Origin of the sequence: Bradyrhizobium zhengyangense (assembly GCF_022012555.1) — a bacterium.
Taxonomy (GTDB): Bacteria; Pseudomonadota; Alphaproteobacteria; order Rhizobiales; family Xanthobacteraceae; genus Bradyrhizobium; species Bradyrhizobium zhengyangense.
Genome location: NZ_JAKLTZ010000003.1, coordinates 502,277 through 521,868, shown reverse-complemented (window position 1 = coordinate 521,868; position 19,592 = coordinate 502,277). Strand labels below are relative to the sequence as shown.

General features: G+C 63.8%; 17 protein-coding genes. 6 read left to right on the top strand and 11 right to left on the bottom strand.

Annotated elements, in window-relative coordinates:
* Positions 1–71: 71 nt before the first annotated feature.
* Positions 72–3,575: a DNA polymerase III subunit alpha gene (dnaE, locus tag L6639_RS13100; protein WP_237861980.1), complete on the bottom strand. Its 3,504-nt coding sequence runs from the start codon at positions 3,573–3,575 to the stop codon at positions 72–74.
* Between the two features lie 467 nt (positions 3,576–4,042).
* A complete protein-coding gene (locus tag L6639_RS13095; protein ID WP_237861978.1) occupies positions 4,043–4,762 on the bottom strand; it encodes an outer membrane protein in 720 nt (239 codons plus the stop codon).
* Between the two features lie 630 nt (positions 4,763–5,392).
* On the opposite strand from L6639_RS13095, the gene L6639_RS13090 reads away from it, so the two are divergent.
* Entirely contained in the window at positions 5,393–6,652 is a 1,260-nt protein-coding gene (locus tag L6639_RS13090; protein ID WP_237861976.1) for a COG3904 family protein, read from the top strand.
* 35 nt (positions 6,653–6,687) lie between these two features.
* On the opposite strand, the gene L6639_RS13085 is transcribed toward L6639_RS13090, so the two are convergent.
* The 4 genes from L6639_RS13085 to L6639_RS13070 all read right to left on the bottom strand — a co-directional run bounded on the left by L6639_RS13085 (position 6,688) and on the right by L6639_RS13070 (position 10,402).
* Entirely contained in the window at positions 6,688–7,620 is a 933-nt protein-coding gene (locus L6639_RS13085; RefSeq protein ID WP_237861974.1) for a dihydrodipicolinate synthase family protein, read from the bottom strand.
* 103 nt (positions 7,621–7,723) lie between these two features.
* On the bottom strand, positions 7,724–8,581 hold the full coding sequence (locus L6639_RS13080; protein WP_237861972.1) for a DMT family transporter: 858 nt from the start codon (positions 8,579–8,581) through the stop codon (positions 7,724–7,726).
* Between the two features lie 70 nt (positions 8,582–8,651).
* On the bottom strand, positions 8,652–9,266 hold the full coding sequence (locus L6639_RS13075) for a TetR/AcrR family transcriptional regulator (protein WP_237861970.1): 615 nt from the start codon (positions 9,264–9,266) through the stop codon (positions 8,652–8,654).
* A 236-nt stretch (positions 9,267–9,502) separates the two neighbouring features.
* Positions 9,503–10,402, bottom strand: coding sequence for a LysR family transcriptional regulator (locus tag L6639_RS13070; protein ID WP_237861968.1), 900 nt, complete (start codon positions 10,400–10,402; stop codon positions 9,503–9,505).
* A gap of 150 nt (positions 10,403–10,552) precedes the next feature.
* On the opposite strand from L6639_RS13070, the gene L6639_RS13065 reads away from it, so the two are divergent.
* The 4 genes from L6639_RS13065 (at position 10,553) to L6639_RS13050 (ending at position 13,509) form a co-directional block, all read left to right on the top strand.
* On the top strand, positions 10,553–11,761 hold the full coding sequence (locus tag L6639_RS13065; RefSeq protein WP_237861967.1) for an arabinose transporter: 1,209 nt from the start codon (positions 10,553–10,555) through the stop codon (positions 11,759–11,761).
* A gap of 89 nt (positions 11,762–11,850) precedes the next feature.
* A complete protein-coding gene (locus tag L6639_RS13060; RefSeq protein WP_237861965.1) occupies positions 11,851–12,543 on the top strand; it encodes a carboxymuconolactone decarboxylase family protein in 693 nt (230 codons plus the stop codon).
* Positions 12,544–12,638: 95 nt separating this feature from the next.
* Positions 12,639–13,040: a (R)-mandelonitrile lyase gene (locus L6639_RS13055; protein ID WP_237861963.1), complete on the top strand. Its 402-nt coding sequence runs from the start codon at positions 12,639–12,641 to the stop codon at positions 13,038–13,040.
* A gap of 40 nt (positions 13,041–13,080) precedes the next feature.
* Positions 13,081–13,509: a putative quinol monooxygenase gene (locus L6639_RS13050; protein WP_237861962.1), complete on the top strand. Its 429-nt coding sequence runs from the start codon at positions 13,081–13,083 to the stop codon at positions 13,507–13,509.
* 25 nt (positions 13,510–13,534) lie between these two features.
* Here the strand turns inward: L6639_RS13050 and L6639_RS13045 are convergent, their stop codons facing one another.
* Together L6639_RS13045 and L6639_RS13040 are read right to left on the bottom strand one after the other, a co-directional pair.
* Positions 13,535–14,308: a helix-turn-helix transcriptional regulator gene (locus L6639_RS13045; RefSeq protein ID WP_237861960.1), complete on the bottom strand. Its 774-nt coding sequence runs from the start codon at positions 14,306–14,308 to the stop codon at positions 13,535–13,537.
* 160 nt (positions 14,309–14,468) lie between these two features.
* Entirely contained in the window at positions 14,469–14,639 is a 171-nt protein-coding gene (locus L6639_RS13040) for a hypothetical protein (protein ID WP_237861958.1), read from the bottom strand.
* A gap of 263 nt (positions 14,640–14,902) precedes the next feature.
* On the opposite strand from L6639_RS13040, the gene L6639_RS13035 reads away from it, so the two are divergent.
* Positions 14,903–15,982, top strand: coding sequence for a quinone oxidoreductase family protein (locus L6639_RS13035; RefSeq protein ID WP_237861956.1), 1,080 nt, complete (start codon positions 14,903–14,905; stop codon positions 15,980–15,982).
* Positions 15,983–16,113: 131 nt separating this feature from the next.
* Here the strand turns inward: L6639_RS13035 and L6639_RS13030 are convergent, their stop codons facing one another.
* The 3 genes from L6639_RS13030 to proS all read right to left on the bottom strand — a co-directional run bounded on the left by L6639_RS13030 (position 16,114) and on the right by proS (position 19,499).
* The gene (locus L6639_RS13030) at positions 16,114–16,818 is read right to left on the bottom strand and encodes an ABC transporter ATP-binding protein (RefSeq protein WP_128951551.1); all 705 of its coding nucleotides are present in this window, start codon (positions 16,816–16,818) and stop codon (positions 16,114–16,116) included.
* Positions 16,819–16,825: 7 nt separating this feature from the next.
* A complete protein-coding gene (locus L6639_RS13025; RefSeq protein ID WP_212232535.1) occupies positions 16,826–18,106 on the bottom strand; it encodes a lipoprotein-releasing ABC transporter permease subunit in 1,281 nt (426 codons plus the stop codon).
* Positions 18,107–18,179: 73 nt separating this feature from the next.
* On the bottom strand, positions 18,180–19,499 hold the full coding sequence (proS, locus tag L6639_RS13020) for a proline--tRNA ligase (RefSeq protein ID WP_237861954.1): 1,320 nt from the start codon (positions 19,497–19,499) through the stop codon (positions 18,180–18,182).
* Positions 19,500–19,592 lie beyond the last annotated feature (93 nt).

The following is a 19,592-nucleotide window of genomic DNA, read 5'->3' as shown; positions in this document are numbered from 1 at the left end:
CGTCTGGTTGCAACGGCGTGTTTGCGTTTACCGCGCCCGCCGGGCTCACGCGCAATTGCGCGGCAGCACGGCTATATCTGCTGCACATCCACCACGCCGGCCACCGCCTTGATGGCACCGGCGATCTGCGGCGAGACCTTGAAGCGCCCGGGCAGCTTCATCTCGACCTCGGTCTCGAGGTCGAGCATCATCACCAGCGAGACCTCGCCGTCGCCGTTGGAGCGCGGTGCGATGCCGGGGCTGCCGATTTTTGGTGCGGCGGCATTCGTGCCTGCGGCTTCGGGGCCGGCCAGGCGCTTGGCGATCGAGTCCAGCGGCTTGGTATCGCGCACGAAGATGCGCAGGCCCTTCTGTGTCTTGGCGGCAGCGTCATCGAGCGGCTCGGCATGCAGCACGCGGGCGCGGACGTCCTCGCCCTGCAATTCCGCACCGAGCTGCAGCAGCACGGCCGCGCCCGGCTCCAGCACATCGCGATATTGTGCAAGGCCTTCGGAGAACAGCACGGCCTCGAAATGGCCCGTGGGATCGGACAACCCCATGATGCCCATCTTGTTGCCGGTCTTGGTGCGCCGCTCCATGCGCGATACCACCGTCGCTGCAACCTTGCCCGCGGTGGCGCCGGTCTTCACCGCGCGCGAGAATTCCGCCCACGACTGCACCCGCAGCCGCTTCAACACGGTGGCGTAATCATCGAGCGGATGGCCCGACAGGAAGAAGCCGACGGCGTCGTATTCGCGGCGGAGTTTTTCGGCCGGCAGCCACGGCTCGATCTGCGGCAGCATGATGGTCGGCGCATCTGCCGCCATGCCGAACATGTCGTTCTGGCCGCTGGTCTCGGCCTGATGCGCGCGCTGGCAAGCGGCCAGAATCGAATCCGCGCCGGCGAAAACACGGGCGCGGTTCGGCTCCAGCGTGTCGAAGGCGCCGGCGGCAGCGAGACTCTCGATGATGCGCTTGTTGATCGCGCGCGGATTGACGCGTGCGGCGAAGTCGGCGAGCGAGGTGAACAGGCCGCGCTTGGTCCGCTCCTCGATGATCTGGTCGATGGCCTGGATGCCGACGCCCTTGAGCGCGGCGAGCGCGTAATAGATGACCTTGTCGCCGACCTCGAAGGTCGCGCCGGAGCGGTTGATGTTCGGCGGCTCGACCTTGATGCCGAGGCGCTGCGCCTCGGAGCGGAATTCGGAGAGCTTGTCCGTATTGTTCAGATCGAGCGTCATCGACGCTGCGATGAACTCCACCGGATAATGCGCCTTCATGTAGGCGGTGTGGTAGGACACCAGCGCGTAGGCCGCCGCGTGGCTCTTGTTGAAGCCGTAGTCGGCGAACTTGGCGAGCAGTTCGAAGATGGTCTCGGCCTGCCCCTTCGGCACGCCGTTCTTCACCGCGCCCGCGACGAAGATGTCGCGCTGCTTGTCCATCTCGGCGCGGATCTTCTTACCCATGGCGCGGCGCAGGAGATCGGCGTCGCCGAGCGAATAGCCCGACATCACCTGCGCGATCTGCATCACCTGTTCCTGGTAGATGATGACGCCGAAGGTCTCCTTCAGGATCGGCTCGAGCACGGGGTGCAGATATTCCGGCTCCTCGTCGCCGTGCTTGCGCGCGCAATAGGTCGGGATGTTCGCCATCGGGCCCGGGCGATACAGCGCGACCAGCGCGATGATGTCCTCGAAACGGTCGGGCCGCATGTCGACCAGCGCGCGCCGCATGCCCTGGCTTTCAACCTGGAACACGCCGACCACCTCGCCGCGCGCCAGCATCTGGTAGCTCTCGGCATCGTCGATCGGCAGCGTGGCGAGATCGACATGGATGTCGCGCGGCTTGAGCAGCTTGCAGGCGACGTCGAGCACGGTCAGCGTCTTCAGGCCGAGGAAGTCGAACTTCACGAGGCCGGCCGGCTCGACCCATTTCATGTTGAACTGGGTCACCGGCATGTCGGATTTCGGATCGCGGTAGAGCGGCACCAGCTCGCTCAACGGACGATCGCCGATCACGATGCCGGCCGCGTGGGTCGAGGCGTGACGGGTCAGGCCTTCGAGGCGCTGGGCGATGTCGAAGGCGCGCGCCACGATCGGATCTTCATCGCGGAAGGCCTGCAGCTTCGGCTCGCTCTCGATCGCGGCCGCGAGCGTGACAGGCGCCGCCGGATTCTGCGGCACGAGCTTGGTGAGCTTGTCGACCTGGCCGTAGGGCATTTGCAGCACACGGCCGACGTCGCGCAGCACGCCGCGGGCCTGCAGCGTACCGAAGGTGATGATCTGCGCGACCTGATCGCGGCCATAGCGTTCCTGGACGTACCTGATCACCTCGCCGCGGCGATCCTGGCAGAAGTCGATGTCGAAGTCCGGCATCGAGACGCGCTCGGGATTGAGGAAGCGCTCGAACAGCAGGCCGAACTTGATCGGGTCGAGGTCGGTGATGGTCAAGGCCCACGCCACCAGCGAGCCTGCGCCGGAGCCGCGGCCGGGGCCGACCGGAATGCCCTGAGACTTCGCCCATTTGATGAAGTCGGACACGATCAGGAAGTAGCCCGCGTACTTCATGCGCAGGATGACGTCGAGCTCGAACGCCAGACGCTCGTTGTAATCTTCCTCGCTCGTGCCCTGCGACAGTCCGTGCACGCGCAGGCGATTGGCGAGCCCCTCCTCCGCCTGCCGCTTCAGCTCCGCCGCCTCGACCGCGGCCGCGTCCGTGCTTGCCGCGGCACCGACCGTGAAGAACGGCAGGATCGGCTTGCGCGTCATCGGGCGGAACGAGCAGCGCTCGGCGATCTCGACGGTGGATGCCAGCGCTTCCGGAATGTCCGCGAACAGCACCGCCATCTCGGCGCGGGTCTTGAAGCGGTGATCGGGCGTGAGCTGCTCGCGCTCGCTCTCCGCGATCAGCCGGCCGCCGGCGATGCAGAGCAGCGCGTCATGCGCCTCATAATCGTCGGTCGACGCGAAATACGGCTCGTTGGTCGCGACCAGCGGCAGGCCTTTGGCGTAGGCGATGTCGATCAGCCCGCTCTCGATGCGCCGTTCCTTGTCGACGTTGTGGCGCTGCAGCTCGACATAGAGGCGATCGCCGAACAGGCCGGCGAGACGCTCGCAGCGCGCGGCCGCAACCTCGGCCTGGCCGCTCGCCAGCGCCAACGAGATCGGGCCATCAGGGCCGCCGGTCAGCGCGATCAGGCCTTCGGTCTCGCCGTCGAACCAATCGAACTTGATGAACGGCGCGTGGCTGTCAGGGGATTCGAGGAAGGCGCGCGAATTCAGCCGCATCAGGCTGCGATAACCGCGCTCCTGCGCTGCCAGCAGCACCACGCGCGAAGGCGGCAGCGCGTTGCGCGCGCTGGGATCCTGGTCGCCGAAATCGATCGCGAGTTCCAGGCCGACGATCGGCTGGATGCCGTAGCCTGCCATCTTGTCGGAGAATTCGAGCGCACCGAATAGATTGTCGGTATCGGTCAGCGCCAGCGCGGGCTGGTGGTCCTTCTTCGCGAGCTCGCCGAGCTTGGCGATCTTGATCGAGCCCTTGAGCAGCGAATAGGCCGAGTGAACGTGAAGGTGGACAAATCCGGCGCTCGGCATGGTCGCGTAACGGCCTCTTGCAGATGAGATGGAGCGGTCGCCGGCGTCGGGATCATCATCCACTCGCCATTGGAGTACCCTTGCCGACTCGCCTCACAATGGTGGGGGCTCGCCGCGCCAGAGTCCACGCTGTAGCTGCCGCTTCGCCGTCTCATCCCGGTTTTCCCCAAGGGGCCTGGAGCTGCGGGATCACAGCTGCGGTATGACCTGAGCCCAGATCGCGATCATCCCGACAAACAGTGCGATCGACGTCAGTGCAGCGGCTTCTTCCACGAAAATCCTGAACATGGCTTGCTCCATCACCAGAACGTATGAGGAACATTGTTCTCATTTCGTTCTATGGAGTCAAGCAAACTCAGGCGCTTCAAAATGAAATGGTTAACTCGCTGAATCCACGCAACAAAAAGCCCCGGCGCAAGGCCGGGGCTTTCCACAATCGCCCGTTCCAGAGCGATTATTCTCAGTACTCAGTACTTGGCGATGACCGGGCCACCGAACTTGTAGTTCAGGCGGACGAGGCCCATGTCGACGTCCTGCTTGATGTGGTCGGTCTGGAAGCCGGCGAAGGTGACATCCTTGCCGGACAGGAAGATGTGGTTGTACTCGACGCCAACCGACCAGTTCGGAGCGAATCCGAACTCCAGGCCCGCACCGACGGTGCCGCCCCAGCGGGTGTCGCTGACCGAAGCGAAGGTCGTGCCGGCGGCGCGCAGCTCGTTCTTGGTGCCAACCACAGCCGCACCGCCCTTCACGTAGAGCAGGACGTTGTTCCAGGCGTAGCCGACCTGACCGGTGAGCAGACCGAACGAATCGATCTTCGAGCGATCGGTGAAGCCCGTCACAGCGCTGAGATTGTCGCCCGAGAAGTCAGCCCAGTTGCCCTGGCCTTCGAGACCGAACACCCACTGCGCCGACTGCCAGCGATAGCCGACCTGGCCACCGACCGTGCCGCCCGTGGCGTTGTGGGAACCTTCACCGGCCACCAGCGGAGCGGTCTGATCCCAGGTCGTGTGCGCCGAAGCGCCGCCGCCGTTGATACCGATGTAGAAGCCGCTCCAGTCATAGACCGTGGCGATCATCGCCGGCGCCTTGGTGTAAGGACGCGCAGCGAGGTCAGCAGCCAGCGCCGGCGCAGTCGCGCTGATCGCGACAAGGCTCACAGCAGCGAGCAACAAATTCTTGTTCATTTGAATCCCGTTCCAGTTTCGTCGTTAGGCCCCCGGGCCGTGGCGACGTCATAACAGTGATCGACGGAATTGCTGTAACTCCGACGCAACAGTTCACGCCAAAGGGCCCGGTTTCATTACCGAGTGTTTAGCAACGCGTGCGTGGAAACCCTTTGAAACAAGAGTGTTCAGCGATTCCAGCGTTGAAGCTGCGCATTGCGTTGGGAACCCGCGTAACGACGCCGCACGCACGATTCTGTGATTGGAAAAGCGAAGCGCGTTTTCTCTCCGCATTGCTGCCACATTGTCGCACGCGATCGCCACATTTGCATTCACCTCGCGTGCGAGCACGTGACGCGCTGCTCTTATTGCCAAGGCGGAACGCGCAAGGACGGCGCGATCACGACCGCGCTCTCCTCGCCTCGTTGCGCCAGATCATCACAGCGCAACAGCGCTGAAGCGTCCAAGGGCGAGATGCGAATTGCGTGGGACTTCTCCATGAAGGCGCGCAAACAGTCTGCGCGCATCTCAACCGGGAGGGCCGCGGCCACATCGCATCACAGCGCGCCAGCGTGCCACTAAAAGTTGTGGCGGCTCCGATCGTCCTGTAACGTTGGCTCACGTCCTTCATCACATCGGCTTCCTCATTCCATGCTTGTCCGCGTTCTGCTCCTCTTGGCCTCCCTGACGATTCCCACTGCATTGTGCGCGGAGCAGACGGCGGCCGAGAAAGCCGGATTTGCCTCCAATCTGACGATCTATCTTGCGAAGGGCGCACCTGGCGCATGCGGACCGGGCTGCGACCGCTGGATCGCCATCGAGGGCGAGATCGACGCGAACGCGGCGTCGCGCGTTCGCCGCTTCCTCGCCGGCGTCAAGGACACGCAGCGCCCGATCTACCTGCATTCGCCCGGCGGCAATGTGGAGCAGTCCTATGTCATCGGGCGGCTCCTTCGTAGCCGCAAGGCGGTTGCCCGCGTCGGCCAGACGATTGCAACAGCGTGTGCCGCAGGCACGCAGGTTGACGCCGCCTGCCTGAAGGCGAAGAACGCAGGCGGCGAGATCGAGGCCGAGCTCACCACCTATCATGCGATGTGCAACTCGGCCTGCGGCTACGTGTTTCTCGGCGCGACATCGCGCGAAGTGGCGCCCGACGCTGCGCTGGGGGTTCATAATTCTCGGCTCGTCTTCGCGATTCACGGCCATCCGCCCGAGGCATTGCTCGCCGAATTCAGGCAGCGTCGGACCGCAAGCGCCGACCACGAGCGCGCGGCCTATATCGTAGCGATGGGCATCAGCCGCGAGCTTGACGATCTAATTCATAGTGTGAAGTTTGAAAACCTGCACATGCTGACGCGCACCGAGCTCGACAGGTTCAACATCGACAAGCGGCCCTTGGCCGAGACGATGTGGCGGCTGGTGAAGGGAGCCCGGCCCTATATCAGCAAGTTCGCGACGCTCAGAAGCGACAACGGCCCGTCGTTCCGAACCATGGAATGGCGCCTGTACTGCGACAGCAAAACTCGCGTGCCGCTGATGTTCGCGGCCGAGATCGACGAGACGGCGAGCGGCCAGCGCACCATCATGATGACGGCGGATGCCGCCCCCACCGAGGAAGCGGGAGGACGTCCGCTGCGGTCAGGCAAGTACGAAGTGTGGAGCGGCTCGCTCGATTTCGGCAGGTTCAGAGCGGTCATGGCGTCCCGCGCCCTGCATGTCCGTGAGACCACGCAGAAGCCGGACGAAACGGCAGACACGGCAAAGTTCGACATCGACACCACCGGCCTGCCTTCGGCCTGGACGCAGCTCGAGGAAACATGCCCACCGGCGACGACGAGCCAGAAGCCCCCTTGGCCGGCAATTCCTCCGCCGAAGACCACGGCAACACCATCGGCCGCGCCGTCGCCCTGACTCCATCGAGATTCCGGCGGTCTCGTGCGCCCTGCTCAGCGCGTCGCCGCGATTCTCGCGCGGAACGACTCCTGTCCCTCGACGATCTTGTCGATCAGTGCATCCAGCGCCCAGAACCGCTCGCGGATGTCGAAGTCGACCGCCCGGCTCTCGATCCAGGAAAAGGTGCCGAGCCGCTGGTGATAGAGTTTTGCCAGTTTCGGATAGCCCATAGGCTCCGCCATCGCAGCGAGCGCCAGATACACCGAAAGCTCGGTCGCAAGCTGCGGATGCTTCTGGTGCCGCGTCAACAGCCATTTGTAGAGATCCGGGTGGAAGTTCGTGAACACGCCGGTAAAGCCGGGAGCGCCCGACTTCATCGCATCGAAGGCGATCGCCGCATTGGCATTGACGATGGTCAGCGGCGAGCCGCTGGTCAGCTTGACCCGGCGTTGCACGGTCGGCAAATCACACGAGACGTCCTTGAGAATGGCAAAGCGGCCGCTGTCGGCGCAAAAGGCCAGCTCGTCGTCGGAAAGCAGTCGGCGGAACGGCGCCGGGCATTCATAGAGGCCGAGCGTCATGTCCTTGGGCAGCCGGTCGAGCAGCCAGGTCAGATTGGCGGTGAAGTCAGTTCCCGCCGGATCGCGCGAGGCGAGACGGTTCGTCACCAGCACCAATCCGTCGACGCCAGTCTTCGCGATCGACGACAGCTCAGCGAGCTGGTCTTCCCTGGAATCGCTGATATGGCCTGAGGCGATGACCGGAAGCCGGCCGGCCGCGGTCTTGGCGACAAACCGCGCCAGCGCGACGCGCGCGTCCAGCGTCAGGAACTGCATCTCGCTCGACTGGGCGACCGCAAACAAAGCGTCGGCACCATTGGCGACATACCATTCGATCAGCCGTTCGAGGCCGGAATAATCGATCGTGTTCGCTTCGGTGAACGGCGTCAGCATCACGGGAATGATGCCCTTGAGGGCGATGGTCACAGGCGAGCTCCAAACGATATCTGATAGTGCCGACGAACCTACCCCGAAACGTCGTCGTTTCGCAAAGAGGCTCAGTGGACAAGGTCCTTCGCCGCTGTCCCTCTTACGGACGAGAGGCCGCTCGCACCTGTGTCATGGCAACACCTGATATCGCGAGCAGCCCGCCGACGACCAGCTTTGGCGTCACGTGCTCACCGAGGAACAACACACTCGATATCAAGGCGAACACCGGCAGCAGCAGGCCGAACGGCGCAACGCGGCCCATGGAGCATCGGGCGATCAGCCAGAACCAAAGGCCGAATCCGACAATCCCTCCGATGAAGATCGTGTAGGCCAGCGCCAGCCAACCACGTTCATCCGCGACGACGAGGCTTGCGAGCTGTCCATGCTCGAGCAGCAACGACATCACCAGCACCTGCGGCACCGTGAGCAGCGACGACCACCCCATCAGCATCAGCGGATCGAAAGGGCCATAGCGCTTGGTCAGGACGTTGGACACCGCGAACGCGAATGCGGCTCCGACCACGAGCAGCAGCGGAAGCGCGTTGGCCGACAGGCCCGGCCCCGCAGCGAGCACGGCCACGCCGGCGAACGCGATCACGACGCCGCCGGAGGTGGTGAGCGACGGCTTCTCCGCCAGCAGCGGCCAGGCCAACAGGACGGTGAAGGGCGGGGCAAGCTGGTACGCGACGGCCGACAGGCTTCCCGAGCCGAGCCCGAGACCGACATAGAAGAGCCCGAAATTCAGTCCGCCGAGGAACAGCGAAATGGCAGCGACGGGACCGAATTGTTGCCGCGTCGGCCGCCTGACGAAAGGAACGAGCAGCAGCGCGATGACCATAAAGCGCAGTGCGAGGAAGAAGAGCGGCGGAAATTCCGTCACGCCGACCTTGATGACCACGAACTGATAACCCCAGAGCAAGGGGACGGCCACGGCACAGACGACCTGGATGGTCGACATGGCACCGTTACTTTCAAGACCATTCGGTCCAGATATTGACGTGCGACCAGCGGGAGCGTCCATGGCGTGTTTACCTGATGAAGCGATCGAGCAAAGCGTCAACGGTGGCTTGCGAAATGACCCGTGTCGGAGCCGTTTTCCCGACCACCCGCATGCCCTCGACGAAACAGACGATAATTCGTGCGGCACTCGAAGGCTCGACGCCATCGGCCAACTTGCCCGCGGCCTTCGCACGGGACAGTGCATCAGCCACCCTCGCCTCCATGGCTTTGAAAAAGCTCGCGATGCGACGGTCAACCTCGGCATCGCGGCCAGCCAGCTCCATGGCCGTGGCGACCAGCAGGCATCCGCGCCGACCATTGGCGCCGCTGTTGCGCTCGACATAGCCGGCGAAGTACGCCCGCAAGCCGTCGACCGGCTCTCTATGAGGGGCAAACTCGACGTCCATCCGAGCGAGGGCATCGGCAATGTAGCGATCAAGTGCACGCAGAAAGAGCGAGTGCTTGTCACCGAAGGCGGCATAAAGGCTGCCGCGCGAGAGCTTGGTCGCCCGAAGAAGATCAGGCAGCGCCGTGGCGTGATAGCCGCGCGTCCAGAACACATTCATCGCGCGTTCGACGGCAGCCTCCGTGTCGAACGTCCGGGGACGGCCACGGGGCAACGGCTCTGAGGTCTGGCGGCGCATAGGCACATATATAGACTACTCGGTCTTTAAATGGCAAGAACCATTCGCCCTGGCGTTTCTACTCGTTGTTCAAAGGCCGACGCGAGTTGCTGCAATCCCGCGTACCCCCCGCTGGCGCATGTCCGCGGCCCCGCCACTGGTTCGAATGACGAACCTGCTCCGAAACTTCGTGGTGTCGCAAAACGGTTCACTGGCCTTCTCGGACTTCACGGCCTCAGCCCGCCGAGAGGCCGATGCTATTTCCCACGATGCCTGAGAGCCTCGACGAGCAGCGAAAACGCCTGCGAAGGCTGGCGCCTGCTGGGATAATAGAGGTGATAGCCGGAGAATGGCGGACACCAATCGGACAGGACCCTGACCAGCCGTCCTTGCGAAACGTAGGGCTGCACGTGTCCCTCCGTCAGGTAGGCGAGTCCCAATCCCTTGAGTGCTCCATCCAGGAGGAGGCCCGCGCTGTTGAACACCAGCTGTCCCTCGACGCGCACATTGAGCTCTCGCCCATTCTTCTCGAACTCCCACGCATAGAGGCTGCCACCGTGGGTCGGTAGGCGAAGGTTGAGGCAGTTGTGATGCGTGAGATCCTGGGGAATTCTTGGGCGCTTGCGCTCGGCAAAGTAGGACGGCGATCCCACGACGGCCATCCGCAGATCGGGACTGACGCGGACCGAAATCATATCCTTGGCAACGAGCTCGCCCGGGCGAATGCCCGCATCCACCTGCTGCGCCACGATGTTGGTAAGACCGTAATCAATGATGATCTCGACGTGGATGTCGGGGTATTTCGGCAGGACTTTTTTCAGCGCGGGCAACAGGATTTCAGCGGCGGCATATTCTGTCGCCGTCAGTCTGACCAATCCCGCCGGCTTTTCACGAAATTCGCCGAGCGCGGCAAGATCGGCATCCATCTCGGTAAATTTGGGTCCGACGCTCAAGAACAACCGTTCTCCGGCCTGGGTCGGTGTGACGCTCCGCGTCGTTCGGTTCAGCAGCCGGACGCCCAGCCGTTCCTCCAGATTCCGGATGATCTGGCTGAGCGCGGATTGCGTCATACCGAGCTTCGAGGCGGCGCGCGTGAAGTTGCGCTCCCGCGCAACAGCGAGGAAGGCCAGGAGGTCGCTCGCGTCGTCCCGATGCATTGATTAGCTGCCCTAATGATTGCATTCGGAATTTATCACCTAATCACGGGACGACGAAAGGCCTAGGTTCCGATCAGCCATCGGGCGGCAACGCCGTGTCCGGCACGCAATGCTCCACCGCCGGCCCCCAGCGGGAACTTCGAGGTCGACATGTCAATAGCCGCTCTACGAGAGCCGACCGCGAGTCCTCGGGTCGCCGGGGACTTGCTGCCGATCATGGGCGTGGTGTTCGTCGCCTTTCTGGTCATCGGTGTCGCGATGCCCGTGCTTCCGCTCCACGTGCACGACGGTCTCGGGCTCGGTACGCTCGCTGTGGGCGTTGTCGCGGGCAGCCAGTTTGGAGCCTCGCTGATCTCGCGGCCGTGGGCGGGTCACTTTTCGGACCGCCGCGGAGCGAAGCGAGGCGTGGTCGTTGGTCTCGTTGCGGCGGCGGCTTCCGGGCTGCTCTATCTGCTCTCGCTGTATTTCAGCGAGCTGCCGCTGGCCTCTGTAACTATTCTCCTGCTGGGGCGAGGCCTGCTCGGTGCGGCGGAGAGCTTCATCATCACCGCAGCGGTCAGTTGGGGATTGGCGCTCGCCGACGCCCGTAGCACAGGCAAGGTCATTGCCTGGGTTGGTTCGGCGATGTTCGCGGCCTTCGCGATCGGTGCACCCACAGGCGCCGCGCTCTATGCCGTCCACGGCTTCGCAGCGATCGCGATCGCCACGGCCGCGGCTCCGTTGATGAAGCTGCTGCTCGTCGTACCGCTTCCCACGGTCGCGCCGATCCAGCACGCGCGCCCTTCGTTCACCGAAGTGGTCGGTGCCGTCTGGGTGCCCGGCCTTGGCTCGGCGCTCGGAAGCGTCGGCTTCGGTGCGGTGACAACGTTCGTTGCATTGCTATTCGCCAACCGCGGCTGGGCCAACGGGTGGCTCGCCTATACGGCTTACGCTACGGCCTTCATTTTGGCCCGGATCTGCTTCAGTCACTTGGCCGATGCGATCGGCGGCGCAAAGGTTGCGCTAGCCTGCGCATTGATCGAAGCCGTCGGCCAAATCCTGATCTGGCTGGCGGTTCGACCCGAAATGGCGTTGGCAGGGGCGGCCCTCACCGGGTTCGGCTTTTCGCTGGTCTACCCGGGCTTCGGGGTCGAGGCGGTTCGCCGCGTTCCAGCGCAGAGCCGCGGCATGGCGATGGGAGCCTACACGGCCTTTCTAGACTTGGCCCAGGGACTTGCCAGCCCCGTGCTTGGTTTGATCGCGACCGGAGCGAGGCTGAACGTCCTGTTTCTCGCCAGCGCCCTGACGGTGCTGTGTGCTGCGCTGGTTGCGTGGTGGTTGCTGGCAAACCCGTTCACAGCCGAAGGAAGCCGGCAATGAAACCGAGCGCAGCCACTCTGTTTTCCATCGGTCTGTGGATTGGCGGCGCGACTGCCGCCGAATAGGCCGCCATCAAAGGAGCTGATCCCATGTTGAAATCGGAAGACGTCCGCGCCGTCGCACCCGCGCTGGAGATGTACGGGCAGAAATTTCTGGTCGACGATCTCTGGAAGCGCGCCGGTCTCTCTGCTCGTAACCGCAGCATCGTCACGGTCGCGGCTCTCATCGCGCGCAACCAGACCGTCGAACTGTCGCGTTATCTCGCCCTTGCCCTCGACGTCGGTGTGAAGCCTGCCGAGATATCCGAAATCGTCACGCATCTGGCGTTCTATACCGGATGGTCCAACGCGACGAGTGCGACCTCTGCATTGAGCGAGGTCTTCAAGAGCCGCAATATCGGGGCCGATCAGCTTCCGCCGGCATCAGGGCCGCAGCTGCCTCTCGACGAGGCGGCCGAGACTGAGCGGGCAACGCGCGTCGGCGAACAATTCGGCCAGATTACACCGAGCCTCGTCCAATACACGACCGACGCACTTTTCCGGGATCTCTGGCTGAGGCCCGATCTTGCACCGCGGGACCGCAGCCTGGTCACCGTCAGCGCTCTCATCGCGACGGGCCAAGTCGCCCAGATCACCTACCATTTGAACCGGGCGATGGACAACGGATTGACGCGCGCGGAAGCCGGCGAAGTGCTCGGTCATCTCGCCTTCTACGCCGGATGGCCCAATGCATTCTCCGCGGCGCCCGTTTTCAAGGACGTGATCGAAAAACGTCCGCGGTGATCGCGCGCAGAGGCGTGCTCATCCGCGGCAGCGCCGCCGCGACAATCGGAGGAGAATGCACGCGGGCGCTTGCGTCCGGAGCAAAGGAGTTTGCCATGGACCTCGACATCAAGCGAAACGGATCTCGCCCATCCCAAAAGGGCTCCCAGGACTGGTTCACCGGCGCGGTGCGCGTGGACGCGCTCTTCCAGGCTCCTGATCCTGCCCGCGTCGGCGCGGGTCAGGTCACGTTCGAGCCCGGCGCCCGTACCGCCTGGCACACCCACCCTCTTGGACAGACGCTGATCGTCACGGCAGGACTGGGTTGGGTGCAGCGCGAGGGCGGCACGGTCGAGGAAATCCGCCCCGGCGACGTCGTTTGGTTTCCGCCGGGATTGAAGCACTGGCACGGCGCGTCGCCGACAACGGCGATGACGCACATCGCAATCCAGGAATCCCTCGACGGCAAGAATGTCGACTGGATGGAGAAGGTTAACGACGAGCAATATCGGATGTAATCGAGGAAGCCGGCCAAAGGAGCACAGACGAGAAGCCGACATGGACGCCAGACAATGTCTCGTTCTTGCAGCGTCGATGCTGACAGTCGCCTTGGCCGGTCCCGCAGGAGACCAAGAGAAAGCCCAAGAGAAAGCCCAAGAGAAAGTTCATGAGATGCATCAGCCCTATGTGCGAGTCGCGGAGATCGAGATCGAGCCGTCGCAGGTCGAGTCCTACGGGGCGGCAGTGAAGGAGCAGATCGAGGCTGCTGTCCGGCTCGAAGCGGGAGTGCTCGCATTATATGCAGTGGCGGACGAACAGGATCCGGCGCACGTTTTCGTGTTCGAGATCTATACCGACATCGATGCTTACAAAGCTCACATCGAGACGGCTCATTTCAAGATGTACAAGGCGATCACGCAGGACATGGTGAAATCCCTCAAGCTCCGGGATACCGTCCCTATCTTGCTGGGCGCAAAACAAACGTGAACACTGGGCCGTCGAGTCCGCCCGCCTACACCGGCGTATAGATCACCAGCTTCAGCGCCGGATCATCATTGGCCTGAAAGCTGGCGTGCTCGAAATGCAGCACGCCCTTGGTCGGATGGGTCATGGTCTTGCGGCCCGACAAGGTGCCGTGCACCTCATGCGCGCCCCACCATTTGACGAACTCGGGGCTGCCTGCGCGCAAGCGCGTCAGCAATTCGGCGAACGCGGGATCGCCGGCCCAGACGTCGTGGGTGGCGCGGAACATCGCGACCATGCGCTTGGCGACGTCAGCCCAGCCCGCACCGTAGGACTTCCGCGTCTTCTTGTTGGTCATCATCAACAGCAGCGTGTTGCGATCCTCTTCCGGCAACCGGCCGAACGCGAAGATCTCCTCAGCGGCCTCGTTCCAGGCCAGCACGTCCCAGCGCCGTCCGGTGATGTAGGCTGGATGCGGCAGGCTTTCGACCAGGCGCCGAATGGCCGGCGGAACCACTTCGCGGGTGAAGGCACCCCTCGCGCCATCGCGCGCGAGGTCCTTGAGGTGCGCGTGCTCGGTTTTGCTCAGCCGCAGCGCCCGCGCCAGCGCATCGACGGTCGTGACTGACGGGCTGACGGTGCGCCCCTGCTCGAGGCGGATGTACCAGTCGACCCCAATGCCGGCGAGTTGCGCCACCTCCTCGCGGCGCAGCCCCGCGGTGCGCCGCCGCTGGCCTGCAGGAAGCCCGACGGTCTTAGGCGACAGCTTTTCGCGGCGGGAGCGGAGGAAATCGCCGAACTCGACGCGGCGGGGATCGGCCATGGCGTGCTCCTGCGGATGGAGGGTCTTGGAATACTAGGATAATACCAGGGGCGCTTGCATGTCCGCAATCCGAAGCTTTCGCTGGCGGAGATCGACCGGATTGTTGAACGAAATTACCTCCATGGCGGAGTCGCTAAAAATGGCGTTCATGCTCGTCGGCTCAGGATAGCAGCCACGCTAAGATACGCCAGCTCAGCCAGCCCAGACCAGCGATCCATGCGATCATGGCTGTGCCGGCGAGTGTAAAGAAGATGAACGGAATAGCGAAATCACCGACGTGTCGCCGTTCTGTTTGAGATTTTGAAAGCTCGGCTGTTGTTGTGTCCAGCATCTCCTGCTCCCGCTTTGGAGCCAAGGTCATTTGCATCAGAACGCCAGCCGTTTTCCTTGCGCTGAATCAAATCGTCAGAAGACGGTCCGATGAGGTCGAGGTAGTTTCCCCGCCTTCACTCCCTCAGGGGTCAGCGAACCACTCTTTCGTTGAGGGATATCGCGATCGCATGCAGGGCCTCCTCAATACTAGGATAATACCAGGCCTTCTTGTCCCCACCGCGCCGCCTCATATGACTATCACCTGTCTCTGAGGTGAACATCATGAAAGCTGCCGTACTCAAATCCCTGGGATCGCCGCTGGTGGTCGAGACTGCTCCGGACCCGGTGCTCGGCACCGGCGAGGTCATCGTCGACGTCGTCGCCACGCGTGTCCTCTCCTACATGAACGAGGTCTTCAGCGGCGAGCGCAACTATGCGCTCGATCTGCCGATCATTCCGGGCCCTGGCGCCATCGGCCGGGTGCGCGCGATCGGGCCCGATGCCACCAAGCTCAGCGTGGGCGACTGGGTGTTCTGCGATCCTACGGTGCGTTCGCGCGACGATGTCGTGGCGCCCGACATCGCCCTGCAGGGGCTCACCGCCGCCGGCCCCGGCGGCATGAAGCTGCAACGGCATTTTCGCCACGGCTCCTATGCCGAGCAGATGCGGGTGCCGACCGAGAACGTGAAGAAGCTCGGCCAGATCACGCCTGAGGAAGCCTCGCAATGGTGCGCGCTGGGAACGGCGCTGGTGCCCTATGGCGGCTTTCTCGCCGCAAAGCTTCAGCCGGGCGAGACCGTGCTGGTGAGCGGGGCAACCGGCAATTTCGGCAGCGCGGCCGTCTCGGTCGCGCTCGCGATGGGCGCGGCCTGCGTGGTGACGCCCGGCCGCAACGAGGCTGTTATCGCCGATCTCGTCCGCCGCTTCGGCGCGCGGGTGAAGCCGGTGAAGCTGTCCGGCAACGAGGACGACGACCGCGAGGCGATGAAGCGCGCGGCAGGCGGACCGATCGACTGCGTGCTCGACATCATGCCGCCCTCGGTCAGCACCCACGTGGTGCGCGCGGCGGTCATGACGGTGCGCGCTTACGGCCGCGTCGTGCTGATGGGCGGCGTCGGCATGGCGGGCGGTGCGGGGCTCGAGCTGCCCTACCCCTGGCTCATGCGCAACTGCATCTCCATCCATGGCGTCTGGATGTATCCGCCGGATGCGGCGGGCCGCCTGATCTCGATGGTGCGCGCAGGCCTGTTGCGGCTCGACGAATACCAGACGACGAACTTCGACCTCGATCACGTCAACGAGGCTGTCGCGCATGCCGCGGCCAATGGCGGGCCGTTCAAGATGACGGTGATCAGGCCGTGATTGGCCTGCCCGCTGTGGCGACGCGCTGTCGCGGCTGATAGGCCTGATTTATCAGAGGGCTGGAGGCCGATCACCCCTGATGTAGCCGGCCGCGGCCGTCTACTGTGCATGGGGTTGTTTTCGGCTTTTGGCTATTCGAGCTCGATGACCTGGCCGTTCGCCAGCGACACGCGCCGGTCCATGCGGCCGGCGAGCTCCATGTTGTGGGTCGCGATCAGCATCGAGACCTTGGTCGCCTTGACCAGCTGCATCAGCGCCTGGAACACGTGGTCGGCGGTGTGCGGATCGAGATTGCCGGTCGGCTCGTCCGCCAGCAGCACGCGCGGCGCATTGGCGACCGCGCGGGCGATCGCGACGCGCTGCTGCTCGCCGCCTGACAGCTCGGCGGGGCGGTGCGTAATGCGGTCGCCGAGGCCGAGATAGCCGAGGATCTCCTTGGCGCGCTTGACGCTCTCGGACTTCTTGAGGCCGCGGATCATCTGCGGCAACATGACGTTCTCCAGCGCCGAGAATTCCGGCAGCAGCCGGTGCGACTGGTAGACGAAGCCGATATCGCTGCGGCGGAGTTGGGTGCGCTCGATGTCGGGCAGTTGCGATGTCGGCGCGCCGTTGACATAGACCTCGCCGGAATCGGGCGCCTCGAGCAGCCCCGCAATGTGCAGCAGCGTCGACTTGCCCGACCCTGATGGCGCGACCAGCGCGACCGACTGCCCGGCCCACAGCGCCAGCTTGGCGTTGTCGAGGATCGTCAGCGCCGCTTCACCCTGGAGATACTGGCGCCTTATCTCGTGGAGATAAATGACCGGTACATCCTCAGCCCCCTGCTGCTGCTCCATCAGCCCCTCACTCGTACCGCAGCGCTTCGACCGGATCGAGGCGCGCGGCGCGCCACGACGGGTACAGCGTCGCCAGGAACGACAGTGTCAATGCCATGATGACGACGGCCGTGGTCTCGCCGACGTCGATCTCGGCGGGCAGTTTCGACAGGAAGTAGAGCTCCGGCGAGAACAATTCCGTGCTGGTCAGCCAGGACAGGAATTGCCTGATCGATTCGATGTTGAGGCAGATCACGAGACCGACGAAGAAGCCGACCAGCGTGCCGACCACGCCGATCGAGGCACCCGTGATCAGGAAGATCCGCATGATCGAGCCCTGCGAGGCCCCCATCGTCCTCAGGATCGCGATGTCGCTGCCCTTGTCCTTCACCAGCATGATCAGGCCGGAGACAATGTTGAGCGCCGCGACCAGCACGATCATGGTCAGGATCAGGAACATCACGTTGCGCTCGACCTGGAGCGCGTTGAAGAAAGTTGAGTTGCGCTGCCGCCAGTCGACCAGGAACACCGGCCTGCCTGCGGCTTCCGTCACCGATTTGCGGAAGGCGTCGATCCTGTCAGGGTTGGTGGTGAACACCTCGATCGAGGTGACGTCGCTGCTGCGATTGAAATAGGCCTGCGCTTCGGCGAGCGGCATGAACACGAAGCCGAGGTCGTATTCGGACATGCCGATCTCGAATACGGCGACGATCTTGTACGGCTTGATGCGCGGCGTCGTGCCCATCGGGGTCACCGCGCCTTTCGGCGCCACCAGCGTCACGCTGTCGCCGGCATGCAGCGACAGCTGGTCGGCGAGCCGCCGGCCGATCGCGACGCCCTGCCCGTCATCAAAGCCCTCGAGCGAGCCCTGCTTGATGTTCTTGGCGATGGAGGTGAGGTTGTTGAGGTCGTCGGAACGGATGCCGCGCACCAGCACGCCCGAGGCGTTCCAGGGCGAGGACGCCAGCGCCTGGCCATCGACCACGGGAGCCGCCAGCCGGATGCCCTGGACCTGGCTGATGCGTTCGGCGACGTCCTTCCAGTCGGTCAGCGGCGATTCCAGCGGCTGCACCAGGATGTGGCCGTTCAGGCCGAGGATCTTGTCCAGCAGCTCCTTCCGGAAGCCGTTCATCACGGCCATCACGATGATCAGCGTCGCGACGCCCAGCATGATGCCGAGGAAGGAGAACCCGGCGATGACCGAGATGAATCCCTCCTTGCGCCGCGCCCGCAGATAGCGGGCCGACAGCATCCACTCGAAGGGCGCGAACGGCGCAGTTTGGACGGTCTCGGTCATGGTTTCATCCATCGCTCGATAATCCCATGATTCGGGGTCAATTGTGGCCGGATTGGCGGCCGCGATCTCGGGCGATGAACAATATTCAGCCGACCAGGCGCGCGACCGCGTCCGCAGGCGACATCGTCTCGCGGGCGCCGTCACTGCGCTTCTTGATCTCGACTTTGCCGTCGGCCAGCCCCTTCGGCCCGATCATGATCTGCCAGGGGATACCAATCAGGTCGGCGGCGGCGAATTTGGCGCCGGCACGCTGGTCGGTGTCGTCGTAGAGCACATCGACGCCCTTGGTGGTGAGCTCGGCATAGAGCTTCTCGCAGGCGCCATCGACGGCCGCGTCGCCCTGCTTGAGGTTGAGAATCGCGACGCGGAACGGCGCCACCGCCTCCGGCCATTTGATGCCAGCATCGTCATGGCAGGCCTCGATGATGGCGCCAAGCAGGCGCGAGACACCGACGCCGTAGGACCCGCCGTGGATCGGCACGTCGACGCCGTCGGGGCCCGCCACCATCGCCTTCATCGGCTCGGAGTACTTGGTGCCGAAATAGAAGATCTGACCGACCTCGATGCCGCGGGTGTTCACGCGCTTCTCGGCCGGCACCTCCTGTTCGAACCGCGCGGGATCGTGGACGTCTTCCGTCGCGGCATAGACCGAGGTCCATTGCTTGATGATCGGCGTCAGATCGCCGTCATAGTCGACGTCCTCGCCCGGCACCGGCAGGTCCAACACGTCGCGATTGATGAAAACGCCGGATTCGCCGGTCTCAGCGAGCACGATGAACTCGTGGCTGAGATCGCCGCCGATCGGGCCGGTTTCTGCGCGCATCGGGATCGCCTTCAGCCCCATCCGCGCAAAGGTGCGCAAATAGGCGACGAACATCTTGTTGTAGGCGACACGTGCCGCGGCCTCGTTGAGATCGAAGGAATAGGCGTCCTTCATCAGGAACTCGCGGCCGCGCATCACGCCGAAGCGCGGACGCTGCTCGTCGCGGAATTTCCATTGAATATGATAGAGATTCAGCGGCAGGTTCTTGTAGGACTTCACGTAGGCGCGGAAGATCTCGGTGATCATTTCCTCGTTGGTCGGCCCATACAGCAGTTCGCGTTTGTGGCGGTCAGCGATGCGCAGCATCTCCGGACCATAGGCGTCATAGCGGCCGCTCTCGCGCCAGAGGTCGGCGAGCTGGAGCGTGGGCATCAGCAGTTCCAGCGCGCCGGAGCGGTCCTGCTCCTCGCGCACGATCTGCTCGATCTTCTTCAGCACCCGGAAACCGAGCGGCAGCCAGGCGTAGATACCGGCCGCCTCCTGCCGGATCATGCCAGCGCGCAGCATCAGCCGATGCGAGACGATCTCCGCCTCTTTCGGATTTTCCTTCAGGATGGGCAGAAAGAACCGCGACAACCGCATGGCAATACTCTGGGAATCAGTGAGGGGTTGCAGTGAAACCGGATTGGGAGCGAAAAAACAAGACCGGGAATGAGGAAAAGCCGCTAACGCGGC

What these genes read in the sequence shown, in the direction of transcription:
- L6639_RS13050 (WP_237861962.1), top strand. Translation starts at nt 13,081, where the DNA reads ATGGACGCCAGACAATGTCTCGTTCTTGCAGCGTCGATGCTGACAGTC.
- L6639_RS13065 (WP_237861967.1), top strand. Translation starts at nt 10,553, where the DNA reads ATGTCAATAGCCGCTCTACGAGAGCCGACCGCGAGTCCTCGGGTCGCC.
- L6639_RS13035 (WP_237861956.1), top strand. Translation starts at nt 14,903, where the DNA reads ATGAAAGCTGCCGTACTCAAATCCCTGGGATCGCCGCTGGTGGTCGAG.
- L6639_RS13095 (WP_237861978.1), bottom strand. Translation starts at nt 4,762, where the DNA reads ATGAACAAGAATTTGTTGCTCGCTGCTGTGAGCCTTGTCGCGATCAGC.
- L6639_RS13080 (WP_237861972.1), bottom strand. Translation starts at nt 8,581, where the DNA reads ATGTCGACCATCCAGGTCGTCTGTGCCGTGGCCGTCCCCTTGCTCTGG.
- L6639_RS13040 (WP_237861958.1), bottom strand. Translation starts at nt 14,639, where the DNA reads ATGCTGGACACAACAACAGCCGAGCTTTCAAAATCTCAAACAGAACGG.
- L6639_RS13060 (WP_237861965.1), top strand. Translation starts at nt 11,851, where the DNA reads ATGTTGAAATCGGAAGACGTCCGCGCCGTCGCACCCGCGCTGGAGATG.
- L6639_RS13045 (WP_237861960.1), bottom strand. Translation starts at nt 14,308, where the DNA reads ATGGCCGATCCCCGCCGCGTCGAGTTCGGCGATTTCCTCCGCTCCCGC.
- proS (WP_237861954.1), bottom strand. Translation starts at nt 19,499, where the DNA reads ATGCGGTTGTCGCGGTTCTTTCTGCCCATCCTGAAGGAAAATCCGAAA.
- L6639_RS13070 (WP_237861968.1), bottom strand. Translation starts at nt 10,402, where the DNA reads ATGCATCGGGACGACGCGAGCGACCTCCTGGCCTTCCTCGCTGTTGCG.
- dnaE (WP_237861980.1), bottom strand. Translation starts at nt 3,575, where the DNA reads ATGCCGAGCGCCGGATTTGTCCACCTTCACGTTCACTCGGCCTATTCG.
- L6639_RS13030 (WP_128951551.1), bottom strand. Translation starts at nt 16,818, where the DNA reads ATGGAGCAGCAGCAGGGGGCTGAGGATGTACCGGTCATTTATCTCCAC.
- L6639_RS13075 (WP_237861970.1), bottom strand. Translation starts at nt 9,266, where the DNA reads ATGCGCCGCCAGACCTCAGAGCCGTTGCCCCGTGGCCGTCCCCGGACG.
- L6639_RS13090 (WP_237861976.1), top strand. Translation starts at nt 5,393, where the DNA reads ATGCTTGTCCGCGTTCTGCTCCTCTTGGCCTCCCTGACGATTCCCACT.
- L6639_RS13025 (WP_212232535.1), bottom strand. Translation starts at nt 18,106, where the DNA reads ATGGATGAAACCATGACCGAGACCGTCCAAACTGCGCCGTTCGCGCCC.
- L6639_RS13055 (WP_237861963.1), top strand. Translation starts at nt 12,639, where the DNA reads ATGGACCTCGACATCAAGCGAAACGGATCTCGCCCATCCCAAAAGGGC.